Source organism: Xanthomonas euvesicatoria (genome assembly GCF_013112235.1).
Classification (GTDB): domain Bacteria; phylum Pseudomonadota; class Gammaproteobacteria; order Xanthomonadales; family Xanthomonadaceae; genus Xanthomonas; species Xanthomonas euvesicatoria.
The window spans coordinates 4,590,975-4,611,731 of the sequence record NZ_JABFFS010000001.1; the positions used below are offsets into that span (position 1 = coordinate 4,590,975).

Annotated in this window: 14 protein-coding genes and 3 pseudogenes; 5 read left to right on the forward strand and 12 right to left on the reverse strand. The window is 66.4% G+C overall.

Features of this window, described 5'->3' with window-relative positions; all coding sequences use genetic code 11:
• Window positions 1-113: 113 nt before the first annotated feature.
• The 4 genes from HLH45_RS19665 to pilG are packed head-to-tail and all read right to left on the reverse strand — an operon-like array spanning window position 114 to window position 3,501.
• On the reverse strand, window positions 114-2,150 hold the full coding sequence (locus tag HLH45_RS19665; protein WP_008575181.1) for a methyl-accepting chemotaxis protein: 2,037 nt from the start codon (window positions 2,148-2,150) through the stop codon (window positions 114-116).
• A gap of 39 nt (window positions 2,151-2,189) precedes the next feature.
• Window positions 2,190-2,720 carry a chemotaxis protein CheW gene (locus HLH45_RS19670; protein ID WP_003482487.1) on the reverse strand — a complete coding sequence of 177 codons (531 nt, stop codon included), beginning with the start codon at window positions 2,718-2,720 and terminating at the stop codon, window positions 2,190-2,192.
• Complete coding sequence (locus HLH45_RS19675; protein WP_005913708.1) at window positions 2,720-3,082, reverse strand: response regulator; 363 nt, start codon at window positions 3,080-3,082, stop codon at window positions 2,720-2,722. The genes HLH45_RS19670 and HLH45_RS19675 overlap by 1 nt, the downstream gene beginning before the upstream one ends.
• Window positions 3,083-3,099: 17 nt before the next feature.
• Window positions 3,100-3,501, reverse strand: a complete 402-nt coding sequence (gene pilG / locus HLH45_RS19680; RefSeq protein WP_005913706.1) for a twitching motility response regulator PilG — start codon at window positions 3,499-3,501, stop codon at window positions 3,100-3,102.
• Between the two features lie 236 nt (window positions 3,502-3,737).
• Between pilG and gshB the strand changes: the two genes are divergently transcribed.
• Together gshB and HLH45_RS19690 are read left to right on the forward strand one after the other, a co-directional pair.
• Window positions 3,738-4,688, forward strand: coding sequence for a glutathione synthase (gshB, locus tag HLH45_RS19685; RefSeq protein WP_008575184.1), 951 nt, complete (start codon window positions 3,738-3,740; stop codon window positions 4,686-4,688).
• Entirely contained in the window at window positions 4,685-5,560 is an 876-nt protein-coding gene (locus HLH45_RS19690; protein WP_008575185.1) for an energy transducer TonB, read from the forward strand. Before gshB ends, HLH45_RS19690 begins: the two co-directional genes overlap by 4 nt.
• A gap of 342 nt (window positions 5,561-5,902) precedes the next feature.
• On the opposite strand, the pseudogene HLH45_RS19695 reads toward HLH45_RS19690, so the two are convergent.
• Window positions 5,903-6,184, reverse strand: a pseudogene (locus HLH45_RS19695) (ADP-ribosylglycohydrolase family protein); the annotation flags it as partial.
• Between the two features lie 54 nt (window positions 6,185-6,238).
• Here HLH45_RS19695 and HLH45_RS19700 point away from each other — a divergent pair.
• Window positions 6,239-6,598: a hypothetical protein gene (locus HLH45_RS19700; RefSeq protein WP_126952620.1), complete on the forward strand. Its 360-nt coding sequence runs from the start codon at window positions 6,239-6,241 to the stop codon at window positions 6,596-6,598.
• A 339-nt stretch (window positions 6,599-6,937) separates the two neighbouring features.
• Entirely contained in the window at window positions 6,938-8,563 is a 1,626-nt protein-coding gene (locus HLH45_RS19705) for a hypothetical protein (protein WP_033478943.1), read from the forward strand.
• Window positions 8,564-9,457: 894 nt separating this feature from the next.
• On the opposite strand, the pseudogene HLH45_RS19710 reads toward HLH45_RS19705, so the two are convergent.
• The 6 genes and pseudogenes from HLH45_RS19710 to mrcB form a co-directional block, all read right to left on the reverse strand.
• Window positions 9,458-9,742 (reverse strand): annotated as a pseudogene (locus HLH45_RS19710) (ADP-ribosylglycohydrolase family protein); the annotation flags it as partial.
• A 270-nt stretch (window positions 9,743-10,012) separates the two neighbouring features.
• Window positions 10,013-10,369 (reverse strand): annotated as a pseudogene (locus HLH45_RS19715) (ADP-ribosylglycohydrolase family protein); the annotation flags it as partial.
• Window positions 10,366-11,085: a tRNA (adenosine(37)-N6)-threonylcarbamoyltransferase complex dimerization subunit type 1 TsaB gene (gene tsaB / locus HLH45_RS19720; protein ID WP_008575199.1), complete on the reverse strand. Its 720-nt coding sequence runs from the start codon at window positions 11,083-11,085 to the stop codon at window positions 10,366-10,368. The gene tsaB and the pseudogene HLH45_RS19715, both read right to left, overlap by 4 nt.
• A gap of 165 nt (window positions 11,086-11,250) precedes the next feature.
• Complete coding sequence (locus HLH45_RS19725) at window positions 11,251-13,239, reverse strand: DNA repair helicase YoaA (protein WP_008575201.1); 1,989 nt, start codon at window positions 13,237-13,239, stop codon at window positions 11,251-11,253.
• Window positions 13,240-13,509: 270 nt separating this feature from the next.
• Entirely contained in the window at window positions 13,510-14,034 is a 525-nt protein-coding gene (locus tag HLH45_RS19730) for a hypothetical protein (protein WP_008575203.1), read from the reverse strand.
• A 13-nt stretch (window positions 14,035-14,047) separates the two neighbouring features.
• Window positions 14,048-16,492, reverse strand: coding sequence for a penicillin-binding protein 1B (mrcB, locus tag HLH45_RS19735; protein ID WP_008575205.1), 2,445 nt, complete (start codon window positions 16,490-16,492; stop codon window positions 14,048-14,050).
• 237 nt (window positions 16,493-16,729) lie between these two features.
• Between mrcB and HLH45_RS19740 the strand changes: the two genes are divergently transcribed.
• On the forward strand, window positions 16,730-18,832 hold the full coding sequence (locus tag HLH45_RS19740) for a glycosyltransferase (protein WP_008575207.1): 2,103 nt from the start codon (window positions 16,730-16,732) through the stop codon (window positions 18,830-18,832).
• Between the two features lie 355 nt (window positions 18,833-19,187).
• Here HLH45_RS19740 and HLH45_RS19745 read toward each other — a convergent pair whose 3' ends face one another.
• On the reverse strand, window positions 19,188-20,630 hold the full coding sequence (locus tag HLH45_RS19745) for a hypothetical protein (protein ID WP_041469761.1): 1,443 nt from the start codon (window positions 20,628-20,630) through the stop codon (window positions 19,188-19,190).
• Window positions 20,631-20,757: the final 127 nt, after the last annotated feature.

Here is a 20,757-nt window from a genome sequence, read left to right on the forward strand (position 1 = left end):
TGCAGCCCCCTGACTACGACCGACTCGCCGCCAGCGCGGCAACCGGTCACTTCCTGCATCGACGTAACGCTACTACGCGCCATCTGCTGATCCTTTCCCGTTCCGCGTCGTGGTCACGCCGGCAGCTTGAAGTCGGCGACCGAACGGCGCAGATCGGCAGCGAGCTGAGCCAGGTTGCCGATCGATTCGGCCGTCTGTTCCGCACCCTGCGATGTCTGGCTGGTGATCTGACGGATCACGCCCATGGTCTGTGTGATATCCGTCGCCGCGGCCGACTGCTGGTGCGCAGCGATGGAGATGTTCTTGATCAGGTTGTTCAAGGCGTTGGACACGCGCTCGATTTCGGTCAGCGCGGTGCCGGCGTCTTCGGCCAGGCGCGCACCGGACACCACTTCAGAGGTGGTCTGTTCCATCGAACTGACCGCTTCGTTGGTATCGGCCTGAATGGTTTGCACCAGACCTTCGATGCGTCGGGTCGCACTGGAGGTGCGTTCCGCCAGGCGCTGCACTTCGTCGGCCACCACAGCGAAACCGCGACCGGCTTCGCCGGCCGACGCCGCCTGCACCGCGGCGTTGAGCGCCAGGATGTTGGTCTGCTCGGAAATGTCGTTAATCAGTTCCACGATCGAGCCGATTTCCTGGGAGGATTCGCCCAGCCGCTTGATGCGCTTGGAGGTTTCCTGGATCTGGTCGCGGATCTGGTCCATGCCTTGAATCGTCTCGCGCACCACGCCGGCACCCTCGGCGGCGATGACCACCGAGCGCTGCGCCACTTCGGCCGACTCGGTGGAGTTGCGCGACACCTGTTCGATGCTGGCCGCGATTTCGCTGATGCGCTCGGAGGCAGTGGTGATCTGGTTGGCCTGCTGGCCGGCCGCTTCGGCCAGTTGCATGGCCGTGGCCTGGGTTTCCTGGGTCGACACGGCCACCTTCGCGGAGGTGTCGTTGATGGTGGTCACCAGGTGGCGCAGTTCGTCCACGGCGTAATTGATCGCGTCCGCGATGGCGCCGGTCATGTCCTCGGTCACCGAGGCCTTCACGGTCAGGTCGCCCTCACCGAGCGAGCTGATTTCGTCCAGCAATCGCATAATCGCCTGCTGGTTGCGGCTGTTGAATTCCACCTGCGACTGGTAGCGCACGTCCTGCTCGCGGGTCCGCACGCGCACCGAGCTCCACACGAAGCCGATGATCGCCAGCAGCGCGACCAGGCCGGACACCACGCCCAGCCAGAAGTTCGGGAACAGGCGCGTGTCGCGCACCGAACCGAACGCCGAAAACGCATCGAACAGCTTCTTGCTGTCTTCGAGCATCTTGCCGGAGCCAGCCGTCAGCGCGGCGGCCGAGGACTGTGCGGCGAACAGGTTGCGCGAGCTGGCGAGGATGGCGTCGACGTCTTTCTTCATCGTCGTCCACTGCGCCTGCGACTGCTCCAGCGCCGACAACGCGGCCGGGTTGCGCACCGCGGCGATGCCGAGTTCTTCGTTGCCCGTGCGCAGGCCTTCCAGCATCTGCGTGAACACCACCGAGTCGCGTGCCAGTGCGTCGCCCGAGGCGGCCGCATTGGCGCCACCGGCGCGCATTTCCGTGACCCGGCGTGCCATGGTGCCGGCGACCACCACCTGCTGCAGCGTGTTGTAGATCTGCGAGGCAGGCGCGCCGCTGACCGTCATCGCGCGCACCACTTCGTTCAACTGCGCCTGCAGCTGCGGCACGCTGCCGGAGAAGCGTTCGGCGTTGCCGGCCAGACCGAGCACCGCCGGTTCGCTGGCGATGACCTGATCGGCGTTTTTGCTCAGCGGTACCCAGGTCGCCTTGAGTTGCGCCATCGAGCTTGCGATCGAGCTTTCCTGGCCGTAACGGCCATCCAGCTCGCTGACCGTGCTGTCGATACGGCCCTTGGTTTCCTTGAATGCGGCAAACGCCTTGGCATCGCCGGACACCGCTTCGCGGCCCTGGTTGGCCAGCTGCTGCGAGAGCACCTGCAAGTCGGCCGCGCCGGTGCCGGCACCGGCAAGACGACTGCCCTGCCAGGTCGCGACGCCGGTATTGGCGCCAAACACGATCATCGACAACACCAGCAAGCCAAGCCAGAAGCTGGTGCTGACGCTGCCGAGCTTGTTGGTCTTGCGGGCGTCCGGGGCGGTACTCATGGTTCGACCTCGATCTGTATGACGTGGCGGGGTCGCGGATTAGGCCGCGGCCTGCCGGAATTCAGGAGTGCGCGACAGCAACGCCAGGGAAAACACACCCCAGTCCTGCGTCTCGTTGCGGAAGGCACGGTCGATGAAATGGGCGTAGCGGCCTTGCGCCAGCTCGCCGGGTTCCACCGCCTGGACCTGCTCGAAGCTGCGTTGGCCGTACAGCTCATCGATGGTCAGCGCGACGTCGCCGCCGCTCTGACGCATGATCAGCACACGCTGGCCTTCCTGCAGCACCGTGCGACGGCCCTCCAGGAACTGCTTCAGATCGATCACCGGGAACAGATTGCCGCGCAGGTTGCCCACGCCCAGCAGCCAGGGCTGTGCGCCCGGCACTGGAGTGACCGGCGGCATCGGCACGATTTCCGCAACTTCGCGGAAGTCCGAGACCAGTCGCCGGGTCCCGACGCGATACCCCACGCCGCGCCAGATATCGGCCGAGAACTGGCGTTCCGGCAGCGGCGTGGCGTGCGCCAGACTACGACGCTCGTAGTCTTCGAGAATGTCGAATGGAGAGCGCATCAACGCACCAATTGTCTGATGCGCGCGATCAGATCGTCTTCGCGCGGCGGCTTGACGATGTAGTCGCTGGCACCTTGTCGCAGACCCCAGGCCCTGTCGGTTTCCATGCCCTTGGTGCTGACCAGCAGCACGGGAATGTCCTTGGTTGCCTGGTCGCGTGCGAGAGCACGGGTTGCCTGGAAGCCGCTCATGCCGGGCAACACCACATCCATCAACACAAGATCGGGCGCCTGGCTGCGAACCAGCTCAAGACCCTCTTCTGCATTATCGGTGGCGACGACCGTATGGCCTGCTTTTTCCAGCCATTGACTGAAGACTGCCCTGTCGGTGGGCGAGTCCTCGATCAATATAATTCGAGCCATGTTGCCTTTCCCCCTGGTCAGGCGTGGACGTACGTGCGGATCGCGCTCAGTAGTTCTTCACGGGTGAACGGCTTGGTCAGATATTGCTCGGAACCGACGATGCGGCCGCGAGCCTTGTCGAACAGGCCGTCCTTGGACGACAACATGATCACCGGCGTCGATTTGAAGAGCTGGTTGCCCTTGATCAACGCGCACGTCTGGTACCCATCCAGGCGCGGCATCATGATGTCGACGAAAATGATCTGAGGTTGCTGGTCCGCAATTTTGGCCAGTGCCTCGAAACCATCCGTTGCTGTCACTACTTCACAACCTTCCCGCTTCAGCAGCGTTTCGGCGGTGCGGCGAATGGTTTTCGAATCATCGATCACCATCACCTTCAGTCCTGCGAGTTCCCCACCCGCAGCAATGTTTTCACTCATGCAAATATCCCCGGGCGCGCGACGCTTCATCCCTTCCGACGTCGCTACGAAACTGCATGTATATCCCAAGACCCGCATCGACTGTCAAGGGTGCATTGCCGGGGCCCCGCCAGGCGGACGTTCCGACCACGTCTGGGTGCGTCCCGGCCGGCAAGTCGCGCACTACGACCCACCGGGCGCGCCATCGCCCATCGCTTGAAGTTACCATCGGCAGCTTGTTCGAAAGGTTTAGCCCCATGTCGCTCGACGTCGTTGTGGTGATGGATCCCATCGCCTCCATCAAGATCGCCAAAGACACCACGTTTGCCATGTTGCTGGAAGCCCAGCGCCGTGGTCACCGACTGCACTACGTGCGCCCCGGCGGGCTCAGCCTGCGCGAAGGGCGCGCGGTGGCGCAGGTGGCGCCGCTGAGCGTGCGCGAGGACAAGACCGGCTGGTTCACGCTGGGCGAGTTCGCCGAACGGGCGTTCGGGCCCGGCCAGGTGGTGCTGATGCGCAAGGACCCGCCGGTGGATGCGGAGTTCGTCTACGACACCCAGGTGCTGAGCGTGGCGCAGCGCGCCGGCGCGCAGATCGTCAACGACCCGCAGGGCCTGCGCGACTACAACGAGAAGCTGGCCGCACTGCTGTTTCCGCAATGCTGCCCGCCGACCCTGGTCAGCCGCGATGCCGCCGCGCTCAAGGCCTTCGTGCTGGAGCATGGCCAGGCGGTACTCAAGCCGCTGGACGGCATGGGCGGACGCTCGATCTTCCGTAGCGGCAGCGGCGACCCCAACCTCAACGTGATCCTGGAAACGCTGACCGACGGCAACCGCAAGCTGACCCTGGCTCAGCGCTTCATCCCCGACATCACGGCCGGCGACAAGCGCATCCTGCTGGTGGACGGCGAGCCGGTCGATTACTGCCTGGCGCGGATTCCGCAGGGCGACGAATTCCGCGGCAACCTGGCCGCCGGCGGACGCGGCGAAGGCCGACCATTGTCCGAACGCGACCGCTGGATCGCCGCGCAGGTGGGTCCGGAAATGCGCCGGCGCGGCATGCGCTTCGTCGGCCTGGACGTGATCGGCGATTACCTGACCGAGGTCAACGTCACCAGCCCCACCTGCGTGCGCGAGCTGGATGCGCAGTTCGGCCTGAACATCGCCGGGCTGCTGTTCGACGCGATCGAGGCCGGCACCGCGCAATGAGCACGGCCGCGGCCCTGCCGGCACCGATGGACGACGGTCGCCGGCTGATGATGACGCTGGTGATCTCGCTGCTGCTGCATGGCGTGCTGATCCTGGGGGTGGGCTTTGCGGTCAGCGAGGACGCACCGTTGGTGCCGACGCTGGATGTGATCTTCAGCCAGACCAGCACGCCGTTGACGCCCAAGCAGGCCGACTTCCTGGCCCAGGCCAACCAGCAGGGCGGCGGCGATCACGCCACCGCGCAACGCCCCCGGGACAGCCAGCCGGGCGTGGTGCCGCAGGACCGCACCGGGCTGGCGCCACAGGCGCAACGCGCCACCAGCGTGAACGCACCCGAGCCCACCCAAACCCGCGTGGTGACCAGCCGTCGTGGCGAGCAGGCCGTGCCGACGCCGCAGCCGAATCCACAGACCGACCCGCTCACCCCGGCCGAGGCGCAGCGCATCCAGCGCGATGCCGAAATGGCCCGGCTCGCCGCCGAAGTGCATCTGCGCTCGGAGCAGTACGCCAAGCGCCCGAACCGCAAGTTCGTCTCGGCCAGTACCCGCGAATACGCGTACGCGAACTATCTGCGTGCCTGGGTGGACCGCGCCGAGCGCGTGGGCAACCTGAATTATCCGGACGACGCGCGCCGCCGCCGGCTGGGCGGCAAGGTGGTCATCAGCGTGGGCGTGCGCCGCGACGGCAGCGTGGAAAGCAGCCGCGTGCTGGTCTCCAGCGGGGTTCCGTTGCTGGACGATGCCGCGTTGCGCGTGGTGCAACTGGCGCAGCCGTTTCCGCCACTGCCCAGGACCAAGGACGACGTGGACATCCTGCAGGTCACGCGCACCTGGCTGTTCCTGCCCGGCGGCGAGCTGCACGACGATCGCTGAGCCCCCTAGGCGTGTACTGCCCCATGCACTGCGCCACAGCCGAGCGGCGCAGGCCTGAAAGAAGACAGACGCGCAGGATCAGCGGCGCTGCGGCGCGCGCGCCTCGTGCCGTGATGCCAGCGGCCTGAGCGTGGACGCCAGGCGGGTACTCCTGCGCAGCCTGGTCATCCTCTTGCACGCCTGCGCGACACCAACCCGCCATAGCGGCGCGGACATGCAGCAAGCCGGCAATGACGACCTGCGATCGGCTGGCGCACAAACCTGGACCGCGCGACGACATGGCCGGTTGCGCCATCTGCTGCGTGCAGCAGACGGCGCGGCAGGTCCGCGGTGGCCAGTGTCTCAGGCCACCTGCGCCGCAGCGTGCAACCGGTCGGCCAACGCCATGATCTCGGCTGCATCCTGCACGCGTTCGCGCCAGGCGGCCGGAATGCCCTGGACACCGTAGAACGCGCCAGCAAGCTGGCCGCAGATCGCCGCGGTGGTGTCGGCATCGTCGCCCAGGTTGGCCGCGCGCAACACCGCATCGGCGAATGTGTCGGTGGTGGCGAAGCACCACAGTGCGGCCGACAGCGCGTCGACCACGTAGCCGGTGCCGCGAATCTGCACTGCCGGCACCGCTGCGGGGAGGTGTTGCCCCATCTAGCCGATTTGTCGGTTGTCCTGCCCGATCCGCAGATGCGCTACGCGACCCATGTGCGGTTACAGAATGCCTGCGGCGAATTATCGCAGGATGACATCTCCAAAAAGAATGAAATCGCGGTCGCGGTGCTGCTGCGTTTGGCCAGCGCATTGCCGCAACAGCCAGCAGACAAACGCGTGTTGGCTGCTACATCATTGCTCTTTCAAGCGTCGCGCCTTGACCTGGAAAGGGACAGGTCGGTGATCGTTGCTATCCGTGAACAAGCCGAAGCGGTGACACCACAAGTCGTCGAATTCAGAGCGCATTGCGACCGATTACTCGGAGAGGTGGATTCCAAACTTGCGGAAAAGCGTGCGGCAGGTCAGAGTTTTTGGAGTCGCTGGCGTTTCTGGTAGATGTCGATGCGAGCAGCCGTACGCGAGGTTGCGGTGACGTATTGCCGAACCGGGCGACTAGGATCGCGGTGAGCAGCATCTGCGTACAGGCAAATCGCCGATTGGGCTGATTCCATCGCTTCCAGAGCATCAGCGTCCCGCAGAACCCAACGGCTGGGTCGATCCCGTCGTAGGGCGTCCTGTAGATGTCGGCTTACGCAGCCTGGGTACGCATGCCGTCGTGTTCGCGTGGGCGAACGCGCCTTCTGACTGTGCCTGCAGACAGGCCTCGCTTTGGCGAACGCTAAGCGAAACATCCAACCCGCTGCCGCCCCGCGGCGCACCTTCAGGAGACCCGAGATGCCGATTACCAGTACAGGCCTATCGCACGCTGTGGCGTCCACCAGCCACACGGAGGAGGGGCAGCCTTCCCAGGCGCAGGCCAGCACCCAATTGCCGAATCCGCACTTCGTAGAAAACAAGCGGTCCCCGGTCTTTGACAGACTCTCCGCACTGCCGCCCACGCTTCGCCAGAACATCGTGGGTCGATTGGACCATAGAAGCAAGGCGCGGCTCGGATCAACCTCGCGGCGGATGGCCGCTGAGATCGGTGAACGTACGCACACCCTGCAGGCACCAGCCGCACGCCGCAACCCAATCGCCGATTCGAGTGACGTCGATAGTGTATTTCCTATACACAACATCGCCCGAGTGATGGCACCGCTCTGTGCTGATGCGCGTCAAACGGGTGATAGGAAATTGAGGCTCAAGCGCATGGAAAACCTTGGCTCAGCCTCGCCTGAGAAAGCGGCGATGGCACGGGAGAAATTGCAAGGGTTCCTGGCGGCAAATCCCGACTACAACCCAATCGCCGATTTCGGTGAAGTCAGAAGTCTTGAGCGCTTGCATGCCGCCATGCAACTGGTGGAGCACCTGCCGTCTGTGGGCGATGAGGGGTGCAGTGCGCGCGCGCGCGCATATTTCGATCTGGCTTACTGCATCTGGAACCTGCCGGAATCCGAGCGTGGCGAAGCGTTCACGACGTTGTTCGCGCATCGCGACAAACTTCCCGGGCAAGCAGGGCGGGCTGTGCTGGAGCCCTTCATATTTCAATTGAGCCGCTTGCCCGGAGGGCAGCCCGGAGCGCCTCTGACAGCGTCCGAGCGCGGTCGGGCGTTCACGACCTTGTTGGCGCACATCAACGCACTTCCCGCGCAGTCTGGGTTGCGTGCATTGGAGTACTTGGCCGAGTCACTCGTTAATTTGCCCGAATGCGAGGCGGCGTTACGTGCGGTATTGCAAAGTCCCCTGGCTGCCCACGACCAAGTGGCGCCGGAGGTGATGGAGCAGGCCGAGAAGACGGGACTGGGGGCGCTATCTCCTCACGCGCGCTTGCTGGTGCTGGCACTGACTCGCCTGCCACTACCGGAGTGCATGAATGTGATCGTTGAAGTGGCTGCACAGCAACCAGGGCCGCGCGCGCGCGCGGTGGCGATTCTCTATCACCAGGCCATTTTGAAGGAGGGTGAGAATTTGAGGTACAGTTACAAGGCAGTTGCTAAAAAGCTTGCGTCGTCGATGAACGGACGAGATGTGTTGCCGCATCTTGCCGAGTTGTCGATTAACCTGCCTTTTGCGCAGATGCGCCTTGATGCTCATCAGTCCTTGGTGAATGCCTGCTCCAAGTTTTATTGCGATGGAATGTCCAAGCAAGAACGTATGGCATCGCATGAAATCACCGCCTCGGTCCTGATGCGTTTGACCGACGGACTGTCGCAATTACCTATTGAAAAGCGCTTTGAGGCGGCTTGGCAATTGTCAGAACAGGCAAAATCTCTCGATCCGGCAAGGCACCGGTCGGTGCTCCTCGCAATCCGTGAGAGAGCTGACACCATCTTGCCACGATCGGTCGAATTCAGGAATTGGTGCGATGAAATACTTGAAAAGCTGATTTCCAAACGTGCGCCAGGTTTGCGGTTCTGGTAGGCGAGGGTGTAAGCAGTCCCATGCTGCACTCGGACACGCCACTGGGCGGCATCGCATTGGCCTGCTGATGTCCGGCCTGTGCATGCATACAGGCACTATGATTCAGAGGTGAGGCGTCGATGTGCCTGAGGGTCGCGTAGGCCTCAGGCACGCGCATCGTAATGACGTTCCTAGGCTCCGCAGAGATTTCGGTGTGTCTGCGGTATCGCATTCGGGTAGACAAACGCAATTTTCGGCGCCGCCCGACGCCGCCTCCTCACTTAATAGAAAGATGTATGCGGCGCTCCAGATCGAACCGCTGCTGTCGCCACGCTCAGGAGATTCAAGATGCCTATTAACCGAGCCGGTTTGCCGCACGCTGCCGCATCTACCAGCCGCAGCGACGAGACGCCGACGACGTCCCGGACGCCGCCACGCGGACCATTGCCCGATGCGCAGCCGTCGCAAAACAATCCAGCCGCGGTCTTCGACGGACTCTCTGCAATGCCGCCCGAACTGCGCCAACAAGTCGTGAGTCGACTGTCAACAAGAAGCATGGCGCGACTTGGTGCAACGTCACGGCAGATGGCCGCTGACGTCCGCGAAGGAATGCAGACATTCCTCACCGAGCACCCGCACTACGACCCAGTTGCCGATGTCGGTTACGTTGATAGCGCCGCGCGTCTGCGCGTTGCCTTGCGCATGATCAGGAATCTCCCATATCGGGACGGTGAGGGTCGCGGCCCGCGCCTGCGTGCCTACGCAATGTACGTGGAACGCCTGCGAACGCTAGCGCAGTCCGAACGCATGGAGGCTGCCGTGATCTTGGCCGAACATGTCGGCCACCTCCCTGATCCGGTAGCGCTGCCTGTGCTGGAGAACTTGGCATGTGATATGAGATTCGTGCCAGAGGCGCACCGCGAAATGGTCGCGCGCGGCCAGGACATGCACCGCCGGGGAGACCATTCCGTCGCAAGACGTGCGCAGCACCTGCTCGCGCGTTGCGCCGAGCAAGGCGGCCCGCACCTGGGCCGCGAACAACCGGCAGGCGTCCAGCGCCTCGGCGGCGGCATGGGTGGTGCGCGAGCTGTCGGCGGCACGATCGCCCAGCTCGTCGGGGCGATGCGCGTAGTACATCGCCACCGGCGCCAACCGCATCAGGGATCCATTGCCGGCCGCGCGCGGATCGGCGCTGCCGCTAGAGCACGTCATCCACTTTGAGATGAGGTGCGTTGGTCGTCAGCGGTGCGGAGCGGGTGTTGCGTGGCGCCGGCTTGGCTGGCCGCCAAGGCAAGCCGCGCGGCGCCCGCTCCGTGCCGCTGACGGCCAACCCTCCGGGAAGTGGCCTGTGGCGCGCCGATACTGCGTTGCGCGCTTTGCCCAGGCAGCCAGCCTGGGCCGCAGCGCACGCCTTGTTTCAACGCGCCACAGGCCGCTTCGCACTCATCTCAAAGTGGATGACACGCTCTAGGCGGGGCCGCCATCGAGATAGCGCTCCAGCGCCTGGCGGACTGTGTTGCCGATATCGAAACAGTGGCCGGTGCTGCTGAGGTAGCCGTGCTGATACCAGTTGCAATAGCGATTCATCTGGTCGGCGGGGTCGAAGCCTTGCCGATGCAGCAGGCTGTGCGCCAGGCACAGCGCCATCGAGGTGTCGTCGGTCCACTGCCCTGCACGCAGGGCGAACGGACCACCGCCGTGCATGTCGTCGATCGGCGTGAAGCTGCCGGGCGCCTGGAATTCCAGCGTGGTGCCCAGCGCATCGCCGACCGCCAGACCGAGCAGACAGCCGCGAAACCGCGCGCGTTCGAGATCGCCGTGTGTCATGGCGCGGCGGTGGCCGCCTTCGCTGCGCGGGCGGCCTGCTGCTCGACCAGGGTGAGTGCAACGTTGTCGCGCAGGTACGCCGGTTCCACGCGCTCTGGCGCCAGCCCTTCGCCCCGCTGCAGCGCGGGCACCGCAAGCGTGAGCAGATCGGCGGCATGCGGCAAGGCGCTGGCATCGACGCTGCTCAGCTGCGCGGCTAGGCGCTGCTGCAGCAGTCCGTCGGCGGCCGCAAATCCGGTTCCCACCCCAGCCACGCGCTGCACCGTCTCGGGCATGACCACCGCATCGGGCGTGCACACGCGCTCCGGGGCAAGTTCCAGCAACCCATTCTCGTTACGCGCGAATACCCCGGCGTAGACCTCGCCCATGCGTGCATCGATGCAGGCCAGCACCTGGCTCGCCTCGGCAGGCGCACGCAAGGCCAGCACCTGCAGCGTGGAAACGGCCAGCACCGGCAGATCCAGCGCCAGCGCGATGCCCTGCGCAATGCCGATCGCCAGACGCACGCCGGTGAACGCGCCGGGGCCGCGGCCGACCGCAATCGCATCGAGCTGGCGACGGGTGATGCCTGCCTCGGCCAGCAATTGTTCGGCCCACGGTAGCGCCAGTTCGGCGTGGCGGCGCGGCGCCAGTTCGAAGCGCTCGATCACGCGCCCGTCGACCTGCAAGGCGACGGAACAGGCTTCGGTGGATGTCTCGAAGGCGAGGACGTTCATTGGGGGAGCCGGGACCGGGGACCCGGGATTGGGGACCCGGGAGGGCGCAAAGTTTAACTGATCGATCCGAGTGGCCGGCACGGTACCTGGGATGACAACCGCTGCACACCCGCCAACCAACCGGCAACGACGCCCACCCGGGTGCCGGAAGCGGTTCGCACGCCTTTACCCGGGTGCCCGGTCCCGGGCCCCCGGTTCCGGCGCGAAAAACGCCTGCACATCGGCAATGGCATGCGTGCGCGCAAACGGCGGCAGCGATTTCATGAAGGTGCGGCCGTAGCTCTTGTTCACCAGCCGCGGGTCGCACAGCACCAGCACGCCACGGTCGGTTTCGCTGCGAATCAGCCGGCCCACGCCCTGCTTGAGCGCGATCACCGCCTGCGGCAACTGCTCGTCGCGGAATGGGTTGCCACCCTCGCGACGGATCGCATCCAGGCGCGCTTCGAACACCGGGTCGTCGGGTGCGGCGAATGGCAGCTTGTCGATCACGACCACGCTCAAGGCATCGCCCACCACGTCCACGCCCTCGCGGAAACTGGCCGAGCCCAGCAGCACGCCATTGCCGGAATCGCGGAAGCGCTGCAGCAAGGTCGCGCGCGGCGCCTCGCCCTGCACGAACAACGGCCACGGCGCGCCGCGCAGGGCTTCGGCGGCTTCACGCAGCGCGCGGTGCGAGGCAAACAGCAAGAACGCACGGCCGTTGGAGGCTTCCAGCACCGGCGTCAGCGCGCCGATCAAGGCAGTGCCGAACCCGCGTGCGGCCGGATCGGGCAGGTTCGGCGGCAGGTAGCACAAGGCCTGGCGCGCCCAATCGAAGGGGCTGGGTTGCAGCAATGTCACCGGATCGCTCAAGCCCAGCCGCTGCGCGATGTGGTCGAACTCGCCGCCCACCGCCAGCGTGGCCGAGGTGAATACCCAGGCCGCCTGCGATTTTTCGCGGTGTTCGCGCAGCGGGCCGGACACATCCAGCGGCGTGCGCTGGCAACGGAAGCCGCGCGGGCTGAGTTCGTACCAGAGCACATCGTTGTCGACCACCTCTTCCGGCGGGTCCTGCGCGAAATTGGCCACCGGCTGGTCTTCGCCGAGCCAGCGCGACAGGCGGTTCAACGCTTCCTGCGCACGTGCCGTGCAGCCGTCGAAACCCGGTGAGGCCTCACGCAACGGCAGCAGGGATTCACCCAGCCGTGCCAGCGACGACAGCACGGCGTCGAACCCTTCGCGCACCTGCGGCTTGGCCAGCGCACGCCATTGCGTGCCGCGCGGCGGCAGCCCTTCCATGCCGGCACGCAGGCTGCGCAAGGCTTCGTCCAGCGCCAGGATCGGTGCCTGCAGGCTGGCCTGCGCGCCGGCCACCAGGCGCGCTTCGACCATGCAATCGCGCGCCAGCTCCTGCCATGGCCGCATGCCGAAACTTTCGCCGAAGAAATTGGCCGCCAGTTCCGGCAACTGATGCGCCTCGTCGATGACGAAGGCCTGCGCACCGGGCAGGATTTCGCCGAAACCTTCCTGTTTGAGCGCCAGATCGGCCAGCAGCAGGTGGTGATTGACCACCACCAGATCGGCCGCCTGGGCACGCTGGCGCGCCTGCACCACGAAGCATTCGCTGTAGAACGGGCAGTCGGTGCCCAGGCAGTTGTCGACGGTGGAGGTCACCATCGGCAGCAGCGGCGAGTCGTCGGGCAAGGCTTCCAGCTCGGCCATGTCGCCGAACTGGGTGCGCCCGCTCCAGGCCACGATGCGCTGGAACTGCGAGACCTGTTCGGGCGTGGCAAAGCGCGGTTCGCCGCGCGCCTGCTGGGTGCGGTACTTGCACAGGTAGTTGGCGCGCCCCTTCAACAACGCACTGCGCAGCCCCACGCCCAGCGCGGCGCGCACGCGCGGCAGGTCGCGATGGAACAGCTGATCCTGCAGCGCGCGCGTGCCGGTGGAGACGATGGTCTTGAGCCCGGACAGCAAGGCCGGCACCAGGTAGGCGTAAGTCTTGCCGGTGCCGGTACCGGCCTCTGCCAACAGCACATCGCGCTGTTCGAACGCTTCGGCGATGGCTCCAGTCAGCCGCAACTGCGCAGCGCGTGGCGCGAACGCGTCGAGCTGGCGCGCAAGCGCCCCGCCCTCGCTGAGCGCTTCGATGCTGGCAGTGGCAAGTTGGGACATGGGACCGAACGAAAAGCGGGCAGGAAGCACGACAGCCTAGCGCGTGCGCGATGACGCTGCCTGGGTTGGGCTTGTGCGCACATCCCTACGGCTGCGCCAGCAACCGTCGGGCGCCCTGCCTGTGCTTGCTGAAACCGCACCACGCAGCCAGGAGTACCTCGTCAGCTTGGCCGCGAGGTGCTCGGGCATCCAAAGCGCGCGACGACACGGCCACACCAGGCATCCACCGTGCCCGCCTTGCGGCATGCGCAGTCGCTCCGATCGCCGGCCTCAGTACCGCTTCACGCCTGGCACGGTGCAACCGGCAATCTGCGCCTTGGCAGAGGCCGCGTTTTCCTTTTCGCCACGCGCCAGACGCGACTGCTCGATGGTCGCCCAATGCCGACGGCACAACGGCCCGGTCCTGGACCCCAGGTCGATCGCCTGCTTGGCGAAGCGTTCGGCTGCCGGCCAGTCGGCCTGCAACACGGACACTTCGGCACGTTCCTGCAGAATCGCCGGGTCGCCCGACACCAGGCCCAGCGCCTGATCCAGGGCCGCAGCGGCGCCGGCCAGATCGCCGGCTTGGCGTTTGCTCTTGGCGGTGTCGCGCAAATCATCCACCTGCGGGTCGCGCAGTGGCTGCACCGACAGTTCGGTGTCGTCTGCGCCGGCCTCGCGTTCGATCAGCAACAGCCGCTGGGTCGGAGTGGTCGGGTCCACCGGGGTCGGCGGCGGCGCGGGCGGTGCGCTGATGCAGGCAGTGAGTGCGGCCAGGACGCCGATCAGGGCGAGCAAACGGTGCAGTCGGTTCATGGGGTCATTCCAATCAACGCGTGGGTGGAGCCGCGGCGGGGGCGGCGGCAGGGTCTTCGGGCTTCTTTTCCAGGCCGAAGAAGCGGCGCCAGCCGCCGCCGCTGGATTGTTCGGCAGGAGCGGCCGCTTCGCTGGGCGCAGCTTCGATCGACGGCGCATTGCCCGCGCACGGCGCGTAGGCCGGCGTGAAGCCGACCACGAACGGGAACTGGCGCGCGCCCGGGCAGCCCGGGTCGGTCACGCCGGTGCCGCTGGCGTCCACCCACTGCCAATCCAGGCCTTTCCCACTGACTTTCAATGGCGCACTCGGCAGGCGGGCAAAGATGCTCGACCACACCCGCATCGCGCCGGTGGCGCCATACAGGCCGGTCTCTGCGTTCTGGTCGTTGCCCATCCAGATCACCGCCAGATGGTCGCCGGTGTAGCCGGCATACCAGCTGTCGCGACCGTCGTTGGAGGTGCCGGTCTTGCCGGCCGACGCCAGGCGCCCCAGGCCATCGCTCAGCAACTGCCGCGCGGTGCCGCCGCTGACCACCTGCTGCAGGCCGATGCTGATGAGGTTGGCGGCCACCGAGTCGCCTTCCTGGGCCGGGGCCGGGGTCTTGTCGTAGCGCTTGAGCAGCTTGCCTTGCGGGTCGAGCACACCGCGCACCGCATGCAGTGGCTGGATCTCGCCGCCGGCTGCCAGGAATTGGTACAGCTGCGCCATGCCATACGGGCTCTGGTCGGTGGTACCCAGGATCAGCGCCGGATTGGGCTCGGCCTTGATACCGGCCAAGACCTGGATCAGCTGCGCGATGCGGTCCGCGCCGACCTGCATGCCCACCCGCACCGTGGCCTGGTTGTAGGAATGCGCCAGCGCATCGACCAGGCGCACCGTGCCGTGGCTGCGGTTGTCGGAATTGCCCGGCGACCAGGTCTTGCCGCGGCTGAGCTGCACGGTCACCGGCGAGTCGTCGACCCAGCTGGACAGCGCCCAGCGGTCCGGCGAAGCCAAGGCCAGCATGTAGACGAACGGCTTGAGCAACGAGCCCACCTGCCGCTGCGCTTCCACCGCACGATTGAAACCCGGCTTGGCCACATCGCGGCTGCCGACCACGGCCAGCACATCGCCGTTGTGCACGTCGGTGAGCACCAATCCCGCCTGCAGCGGCGGTCGCTTCTTGTTGTCCAGCCGCTTGATGGTGCCGGTCACTGCACCTTCGGCATACGCCTGCGCAGACGGCGACATGCCGGTGAGCACGCTCATGCCGGCGCCCTGCAGCACGCCTTCCGGATAGTCGTGCGCCAGCTGGCGTCGCACCAGGTCCACATACGCCGGGAAGCGGTTGGCGGCGACCAGGCCGGGCTCGGTCGGCACACCCAACGGCGCAGCCAGTGCGCGCTTGTATTCGGCGTCGTTGATCAGGTTGTTTTCGTGCAGCTTGCCGAGCACGAAATTGCGCCGGTCCAGCGCGCGTTCCGGGTTACGCCGCGGGTCGTAGTACGAGGGCCCCTTGACCAGCCCGATCAACAATGCGATCTGCTCGGTGGTCATTGAATTGAGGTCGCGGCCGAACCACAGCTCTGCGCCCGAGGAAACGCCGTGGATCGCCTGGCCGCCGCGCTGGCCCAGATAGACCTGGTTGAGATAGGCCTCCAGGATGGTGCGCTTGTCGTAGCGCGCCTCCATGATCACCGCATACAGGATCTCGTTGAACTTGCGCGTGAGCGTCTGTTCCTTGCCGATGCCGAGCAGGCCGCTGCGGGCCAGCTGCTGGGTCAGGGTGCTGGCGCCCTGGCGAACCTGGCCGCCGGAGCGCGCCATGATCCAGGCCGCGCGCACCATGCCGCTCAGGTCGATGCCGTGGTGGCTGTTGAAGTCGCGGTCTTCCACTGCCTGCAGGCCGGTGACCAGCAGCTCGGGCACTTCTTCCATGCGCACCAGGCGGCGCTCTTCCTGCTTCTGGCCGTACAGGGTGGCGATGCGCGCCGGGTCCAGGCGTGCGCTTTTGAGCGCCTTGCGATCGCCGGCGTCGCGCAGGCTGGCCACGCGCCCACCGGCCAGGCTGACTTCGACCCGGCGCGGCGGCACGCGTCCATCCACATCGATGTAGCCGCGGCTGGCGATGGTGAAGCGGCTGCCGTCCTGCTGGTAGGTGCCGGCCAGCTTCGCCTGACCGTCGTCGCGGTACGACGCCGCGTCCAGCTCGGTCTTCAGGGTGGCCGCATCCAGTGCGTTGCCCGGCACGAGCACCAGCGGCCGGCCGTATACGCGGGTCGGGATCTGCCAACGCAGTTCGCCAAAGCGCTGGGTGACCTGCTTGTTCAGATACATCGTATAGGGAATCAGGAAACCGAGCGCCAGCGCGAACGCGGCAAATCCCCAGACGATGAGTCTGCGTTGCCAGCGGGAGCCTTGCGCGTTGGTGTCGTCCTCGAAATCGTCGGGAGCGTCGTTGTCGTGGCGTCGGGGCACAGGAATGCGAGAATGTAGAGTCCGGCGAGTCTAGCAGCGCTGTCATGGCTGTGACCTGCCGGCCCCGTCGGCCGTTAAGAGCGGCTAACAAAACGCCCGACGCCGCTTCGCCAAGCGCGACGTGTTCTCGGCAGCAGCAGGCATGGTTCGTACACTGCGCGGGCAGATGCAACGATTGCCTCGACCCGCGCGCTGCTCGCACCGTTCACTGCCATACCACGCTGGAGTTCCAACGCAATGTCGATGTCTTTGGCCGATGCGCGCTATCTGTTCAATCGCGTCCTCGGCCTGATCCACCGCAGCGTGGCCAGCATGCGCACGCGCGGCTGGCGCGCCACCTGGCAGCGCATTCGCGTACACACACAGGCGCCTCCGGTCGCCCTGGGCACGCCGCTGTGGCTGCCGCAGGCCGCCCCGTTTGCGGCGTTCGCACTGCCGCACAGCGCTACCCCGCGGGTGACGGTAGTGATTCCGGTCTACAACCACATTGCGCACACCCTGGCCTGCCTGCGCGCGCTGGCGGCGCATCCGCCGCTGCTGAGTGTGGACATCATCGTCGTGGACGACGGCAGCAGCGACGCCACCGCTGAACAGTTGCCGCAGATCGCCGGCCTGCACTACCACGTGCGTGCGAGCAACGGCGGTTTCATCGCAGCCTGCAACGACGGCATCGCGCTGGCGCGCGGCGAGTTCGTGGTGCTGCTCAACAACGACACCATTCCGCAGCCTGGCTGGCTGGACCGGTTGATCGACACCTTTGCCCGGTATTCGGCCGCCGGTCTGGTCGGCGCGCAACTGGTGTATCCGGATGGGCGCCTGCAGGAATCCGGCGGCGTGGTCTTCGCCGATGGCAGCGCCTGGAGCTACGGCCGCTTCGAATCGTCCGAGGACCCGCGCTATGCGTATGTCCGCGCGATGGACTACTGCTCGGGCGCGGCCATCGCGCTGCCGCGCGCGCTGTTGCAGACACTGGGCGGGCTGGACCGGCGCTACATGCCGGCGTATTACGAAGACACCGATCTGGCGTTTGCCGTCCGCGCGGCCGGATATCAGGTGCTGGTGCAGCCGGCCAGCGTGGTGGTGCATGACGAGGGCACCAGCAACGGCACCGATACGCGTACCGGGGTGAAGGCCTACCAGGTGCGCAATCAGGGCGTCTTCGCCGAAAAATGGCAGCAGCCGCTGAAAACGCAGTTGCCGGTCGGCACCGTGCCCGGGCCTGCGCTGCTGCACCGCCACCAGCGACAGGTGTTGATCCTGGACGAGTGCGTGCCGCAGCCGGACCGCGACTCAGGCTCGCTGCGGCAGTTCAACCTGATCCGCCTGCTGCGCGAGGAAGGCGCGCATGTCGTCTTCGTGCCGACACGCCGCGAACACGCCGGGCGCCACACCCAGGCATTGCAGCAACTCGGTGTCGAAGTCTGGTACGCGCCGTTTCTCGAAGGCATCGGCAGCTGGCTGCGCAGCCATGGTGCGCGGTTTGCGGTGGTGCTGCTGGTACGCCACCACGTTGCGCATGCCTGCCTGCCGTTGCTCAGGCAATACGCGCCTCAGGCGCGCACCTTGTTCGATACCGTCGACCTGCATTACCTGCGCGAACGCCGCGGTGCCGAGCTGGCCGGCGATGCCAATCTGCTGCGCAGCGCAGAACGCACCCGCCTGCGCGAGCTGGAGATCATGGCGGCCACCGATGTCACCGTGCTGGTGTCGGCCGCAGAACAGGCGCAACTGCGCGCAGATGCGCCACACATCCGCACCGCGCTGCTGTCCAACCTGCATGAAGTCGCCGGCAGCGGGCATCGCTTTGCGCAACGCCGCGACCTGGTCTTCGTCGGCGGCTTTCGTCATCCGCCGAATGTGGATGCGGTGCAATGGTTCATCAGCGCCATCTTTCCGCAGGTCCGTGCGCAGCTGCCCGAGGTGGTCTTCCACTGCATCGGTGCCGACCTGCCTGACGCCCTGAAATTGCTGGCCGATGAGTGCCCCGGCGTGCAGTTGCATGGTCATGTCCCGGATCTGGTTCCGTTCATGGACAGTGCGCGTATCGCAGTGGCACCGCTGCGTTTTGGCGCGGGCGTGAAAGGCAAGATCAATCTGAGCATGGCGCACGGCCAGCCGGTGGTCGGCACCACCTGCGCGGTGGAAGGCATGCACTTGCGCGACGGCGAGGATGTGTGCGTCGCCGACGATGCGGACGCCTTCGCCGCTGCAATCGTGCGGCTGTATCAGGACGCAGCACTGTGGCAACGCCTGGCCGACAACGGCTTGCGCAACGTGGCCGAACATTTTTCGCTGGACGCAGCACGGGCGACGGTGCGCGAGTTGTTCATTGCGGGGTGAGCAGGTGGCTAGGGATTGGCGCCTGAATCGTTTGGATCACCAAACGCCGCAGTACACGCAATGATGGGCGATTGATCCGCTCGCGCCGCATCACGCTGCTGCGCTCGCACCCTCATCTGCCCTTCGCGGCACCTTCTCCCGGCGGAGAAGGGACTGTGCATCGCAGCTTGATCGCGTACCGGTTGAAAGGCTGCACAGCTTGGTTCACCTGCGTCTGCAGCACACATTGCATCTGATGCAAATAGGGGGGCTTGGAGCGTAGGACTGTGCCTGTAGCTGATGCAACACGGGCCTGAGACCATGGGACGACACACGCTCGGCGGGCTTCCACGTTACCCACATCACCAGCAACCGCTCACCGCTGTTCGGCCACCGCCTTGACCCGTCGCGTGAATTCGGCAAGTTCCGGCAAACCCGGATCCAGCTGATGCGCCTCGTCCTGCGCACGGCGGGCGAAGGCTGCGTCCTCCTGGCCCAGCCGTTCGCTCCCGACCGCCACCCAGCGCTGTGCAAGGCGGCGTCGCGCACCGGCCAATGCATCGGCATTGGGCGTCAGCGCCTGCCAGGCATCCAGGCACCCGCGCGCGGCGCGCAGGCGGTTGTTGCGCAGTTCGTCCTCGAAACAACGTTGGCTGGCCGGTACCACGCGCGCCGCGGCCTGCAGCACACGCGGATCGCGTGGCGCCAGCGCCTGCGCGGCACGCACGGCGTCATAGGCGCTGGCGCCAGGCGGTGTCATCCAGCGTTGCTGCGCTTCGGCATCGGCAACGCGCTGCAGCAATGCCCGCAGGCGGCGCTCGCGCGTGCCCCGCGACAGGCTCGCGTCCGGGCCGCGCTGGGCGTCGCGCGCGCGCGCAATCGCTTGCTCGGCCTGCACGATCGATGCGGCGCCAGGCACCAGGAGCTGTGCCTGACGCAGGGATTGCAGCGCATCGTCGAAGTGGAAATCCGCCGCCTGCCGGCTGGCCTGTGCGGCGTACTCGTCCGCGACCTGATCGCGGCCGCGCTGGGCGATTGCATCGTCCGGTTCGGCGGCCAGCACCGCGTTGAAATCGCGCGCAGCCGGGGCCAGGCGGCCACGTCGCAGCAAGGCCTGCGCGCGCTGACGTCGCTGTTCCAGCAGGCGGTGGTACTGGCCTTCGGTCAGCGGCATGTCGACATGCCCGGGGTCGTAACGCTTGGCCGCGGCCAGCAACGCCGACGCCTCGCCGAGCGCATCGCGCGCCAGTGCGTGGCGTGCCTGCGCCAACAGATCGGTCAGGGCGTCCTCGCGGCCTTCCAGTGCGTCGGTGCGGTCGGGCGCCAGGGTCAGGATGCGTTGATAGAGCGGCAACGCACTCTCCGGCGTGCCGTCCAGGCGACCCTGCTGCTGCGCGAGCGCGGCCTGCGCCAGCAAGGCATCCAGCCCCACCCGACGCGCCTGCAGCGCGCGCAGCCGCGCCGCAACCGGGGCGATCTGCGCCTGCGGCGTCTCCAGGGCGGTGGCCAGCGCCAGCGCGCGCTGCGCTGCTGCGGCATCGCCTGCCGCAACCGCTGCACGCGCCTGCGCTACCGCAGCAGCGCCGGTCCGCGCCAGCCCGGTACGGGCTTCCCCACGGTCGCTGTCCAGTGCAAGCGCGGCGGCGAACAGTTCGCGCGCACCGTTGCCGTTGGCGGCGCTGAGCTGGCCGCGTGCCAGGGCCGCATCGCCCCGCTGCAACAATTGCTGGATGCGCGTGTCCGGCCACAGCCAATCGGCCAGCGGCTTGCGCAGCACGATCACGGTGAGCAGCAAGCAGGCGCACAGCGCCAACACCATGCGCCAGAGCGCACGGCTGCGCAGTGGCGCCCAGAGGCGGGGCGATCTGGCCCAGCGCGGGAGCGGAGACATACGGTGGCGTCCATCCTTGGCGCGACCTGACGGGGACGCGTTCACCGCATTATGG

Bases quoted from the DNA above. Each gene is read 5' to 3' on its own strand.
- HLH45_RS19700 (WP_126952620.1), top strand. From the start codon at position 6,239: ATGCGCTACGCGACCCATGTGCGGTTACAGAATGCCTGCGGCGAATTA.
- HLH45_RS19670 (WP_003482487.1), bottom strand. From the start codon at position 2,720: ATGCGCTCTCCATTCGACATTCTCGAAGACTACGAGCGTCGTAGTCTG.
- HLH45_RS19730 (WP_008575203.1), bottom strand. From the start codon at position 14,034: ATGAACCGACTGCACCGTTTGCTCGCCCTGATCGGCGTCCTGGCCGCA.
- HLH45_RS19665 (WP_008575181.1), bottom strand. From the start codon at position 2,150: ATGAGTACCGCCCCGGACGCCCGCAAGACCAACAAGCTCGGCAGCGTC.
- pilG (WP_005913706.1), bottom strand. From the start codon at position 3,501: ATGAGTGAAAACATTGCTGCGGGTGGGGAACTCGCAGGACTGAAGGTG.
- HLH45_RS19725 (WP_008575201.1), bottom strand. From the start codon at position 13,239: ATGTCCCAACTTGCCACTGCCAGCATCGAAGCGCTCAGCGAGGGCGGG.
- HLH45_RS19675 (WP_005913708.1), bottom strand. From the start codon at position 3,082: ATGGCTCGAATTATATTGATCGAGGACTCGCCCACCGACAGGGCAGTC.
- tsaB (WP_008575199.1), bottom strand. From the start codon at position 11,085: ATGAACGTCCTCGCCTTCGAGACATCCACCGAAGCCTGTTCCGTCGCC.
- HLH45_RS19690 (WP_008575185.1), top strand. From the start codon at position 4,685: ATGAGCACGGCCGCGGCCCTGCCGGCACCGATGGACGACGGTCGCCGG.
- HLH45_RS19740 (WP_008575207.1), top strand. From the start codon at position 16,730: ATGTCGATGTCTTTGGCCGATGCGCGCTATCTGTTCAATCGCGTCCTC.
- gshB (WP_008575184.1), top strand. From the start codon at position 3,738: ATGTCGCTCGACGTCGTTGTGGTGATGGATCCCATCGCCTCCATCAAG.
- HLH45_RS19745 (WP_041469761.1), bottom strand. From the start codon at position 20,630: ATGGTGTTGGCGCTGTGCGCCTGCTTGCTGCTCACCGTGATCGTGCTG.
- HLH45_RS19705 (WP_033478943.1), top strand. From the start codon at position 6,938: ATGCCGATTACCAGTACAGGCCTATCGCACGCTGTGGCGTCCACCAGC.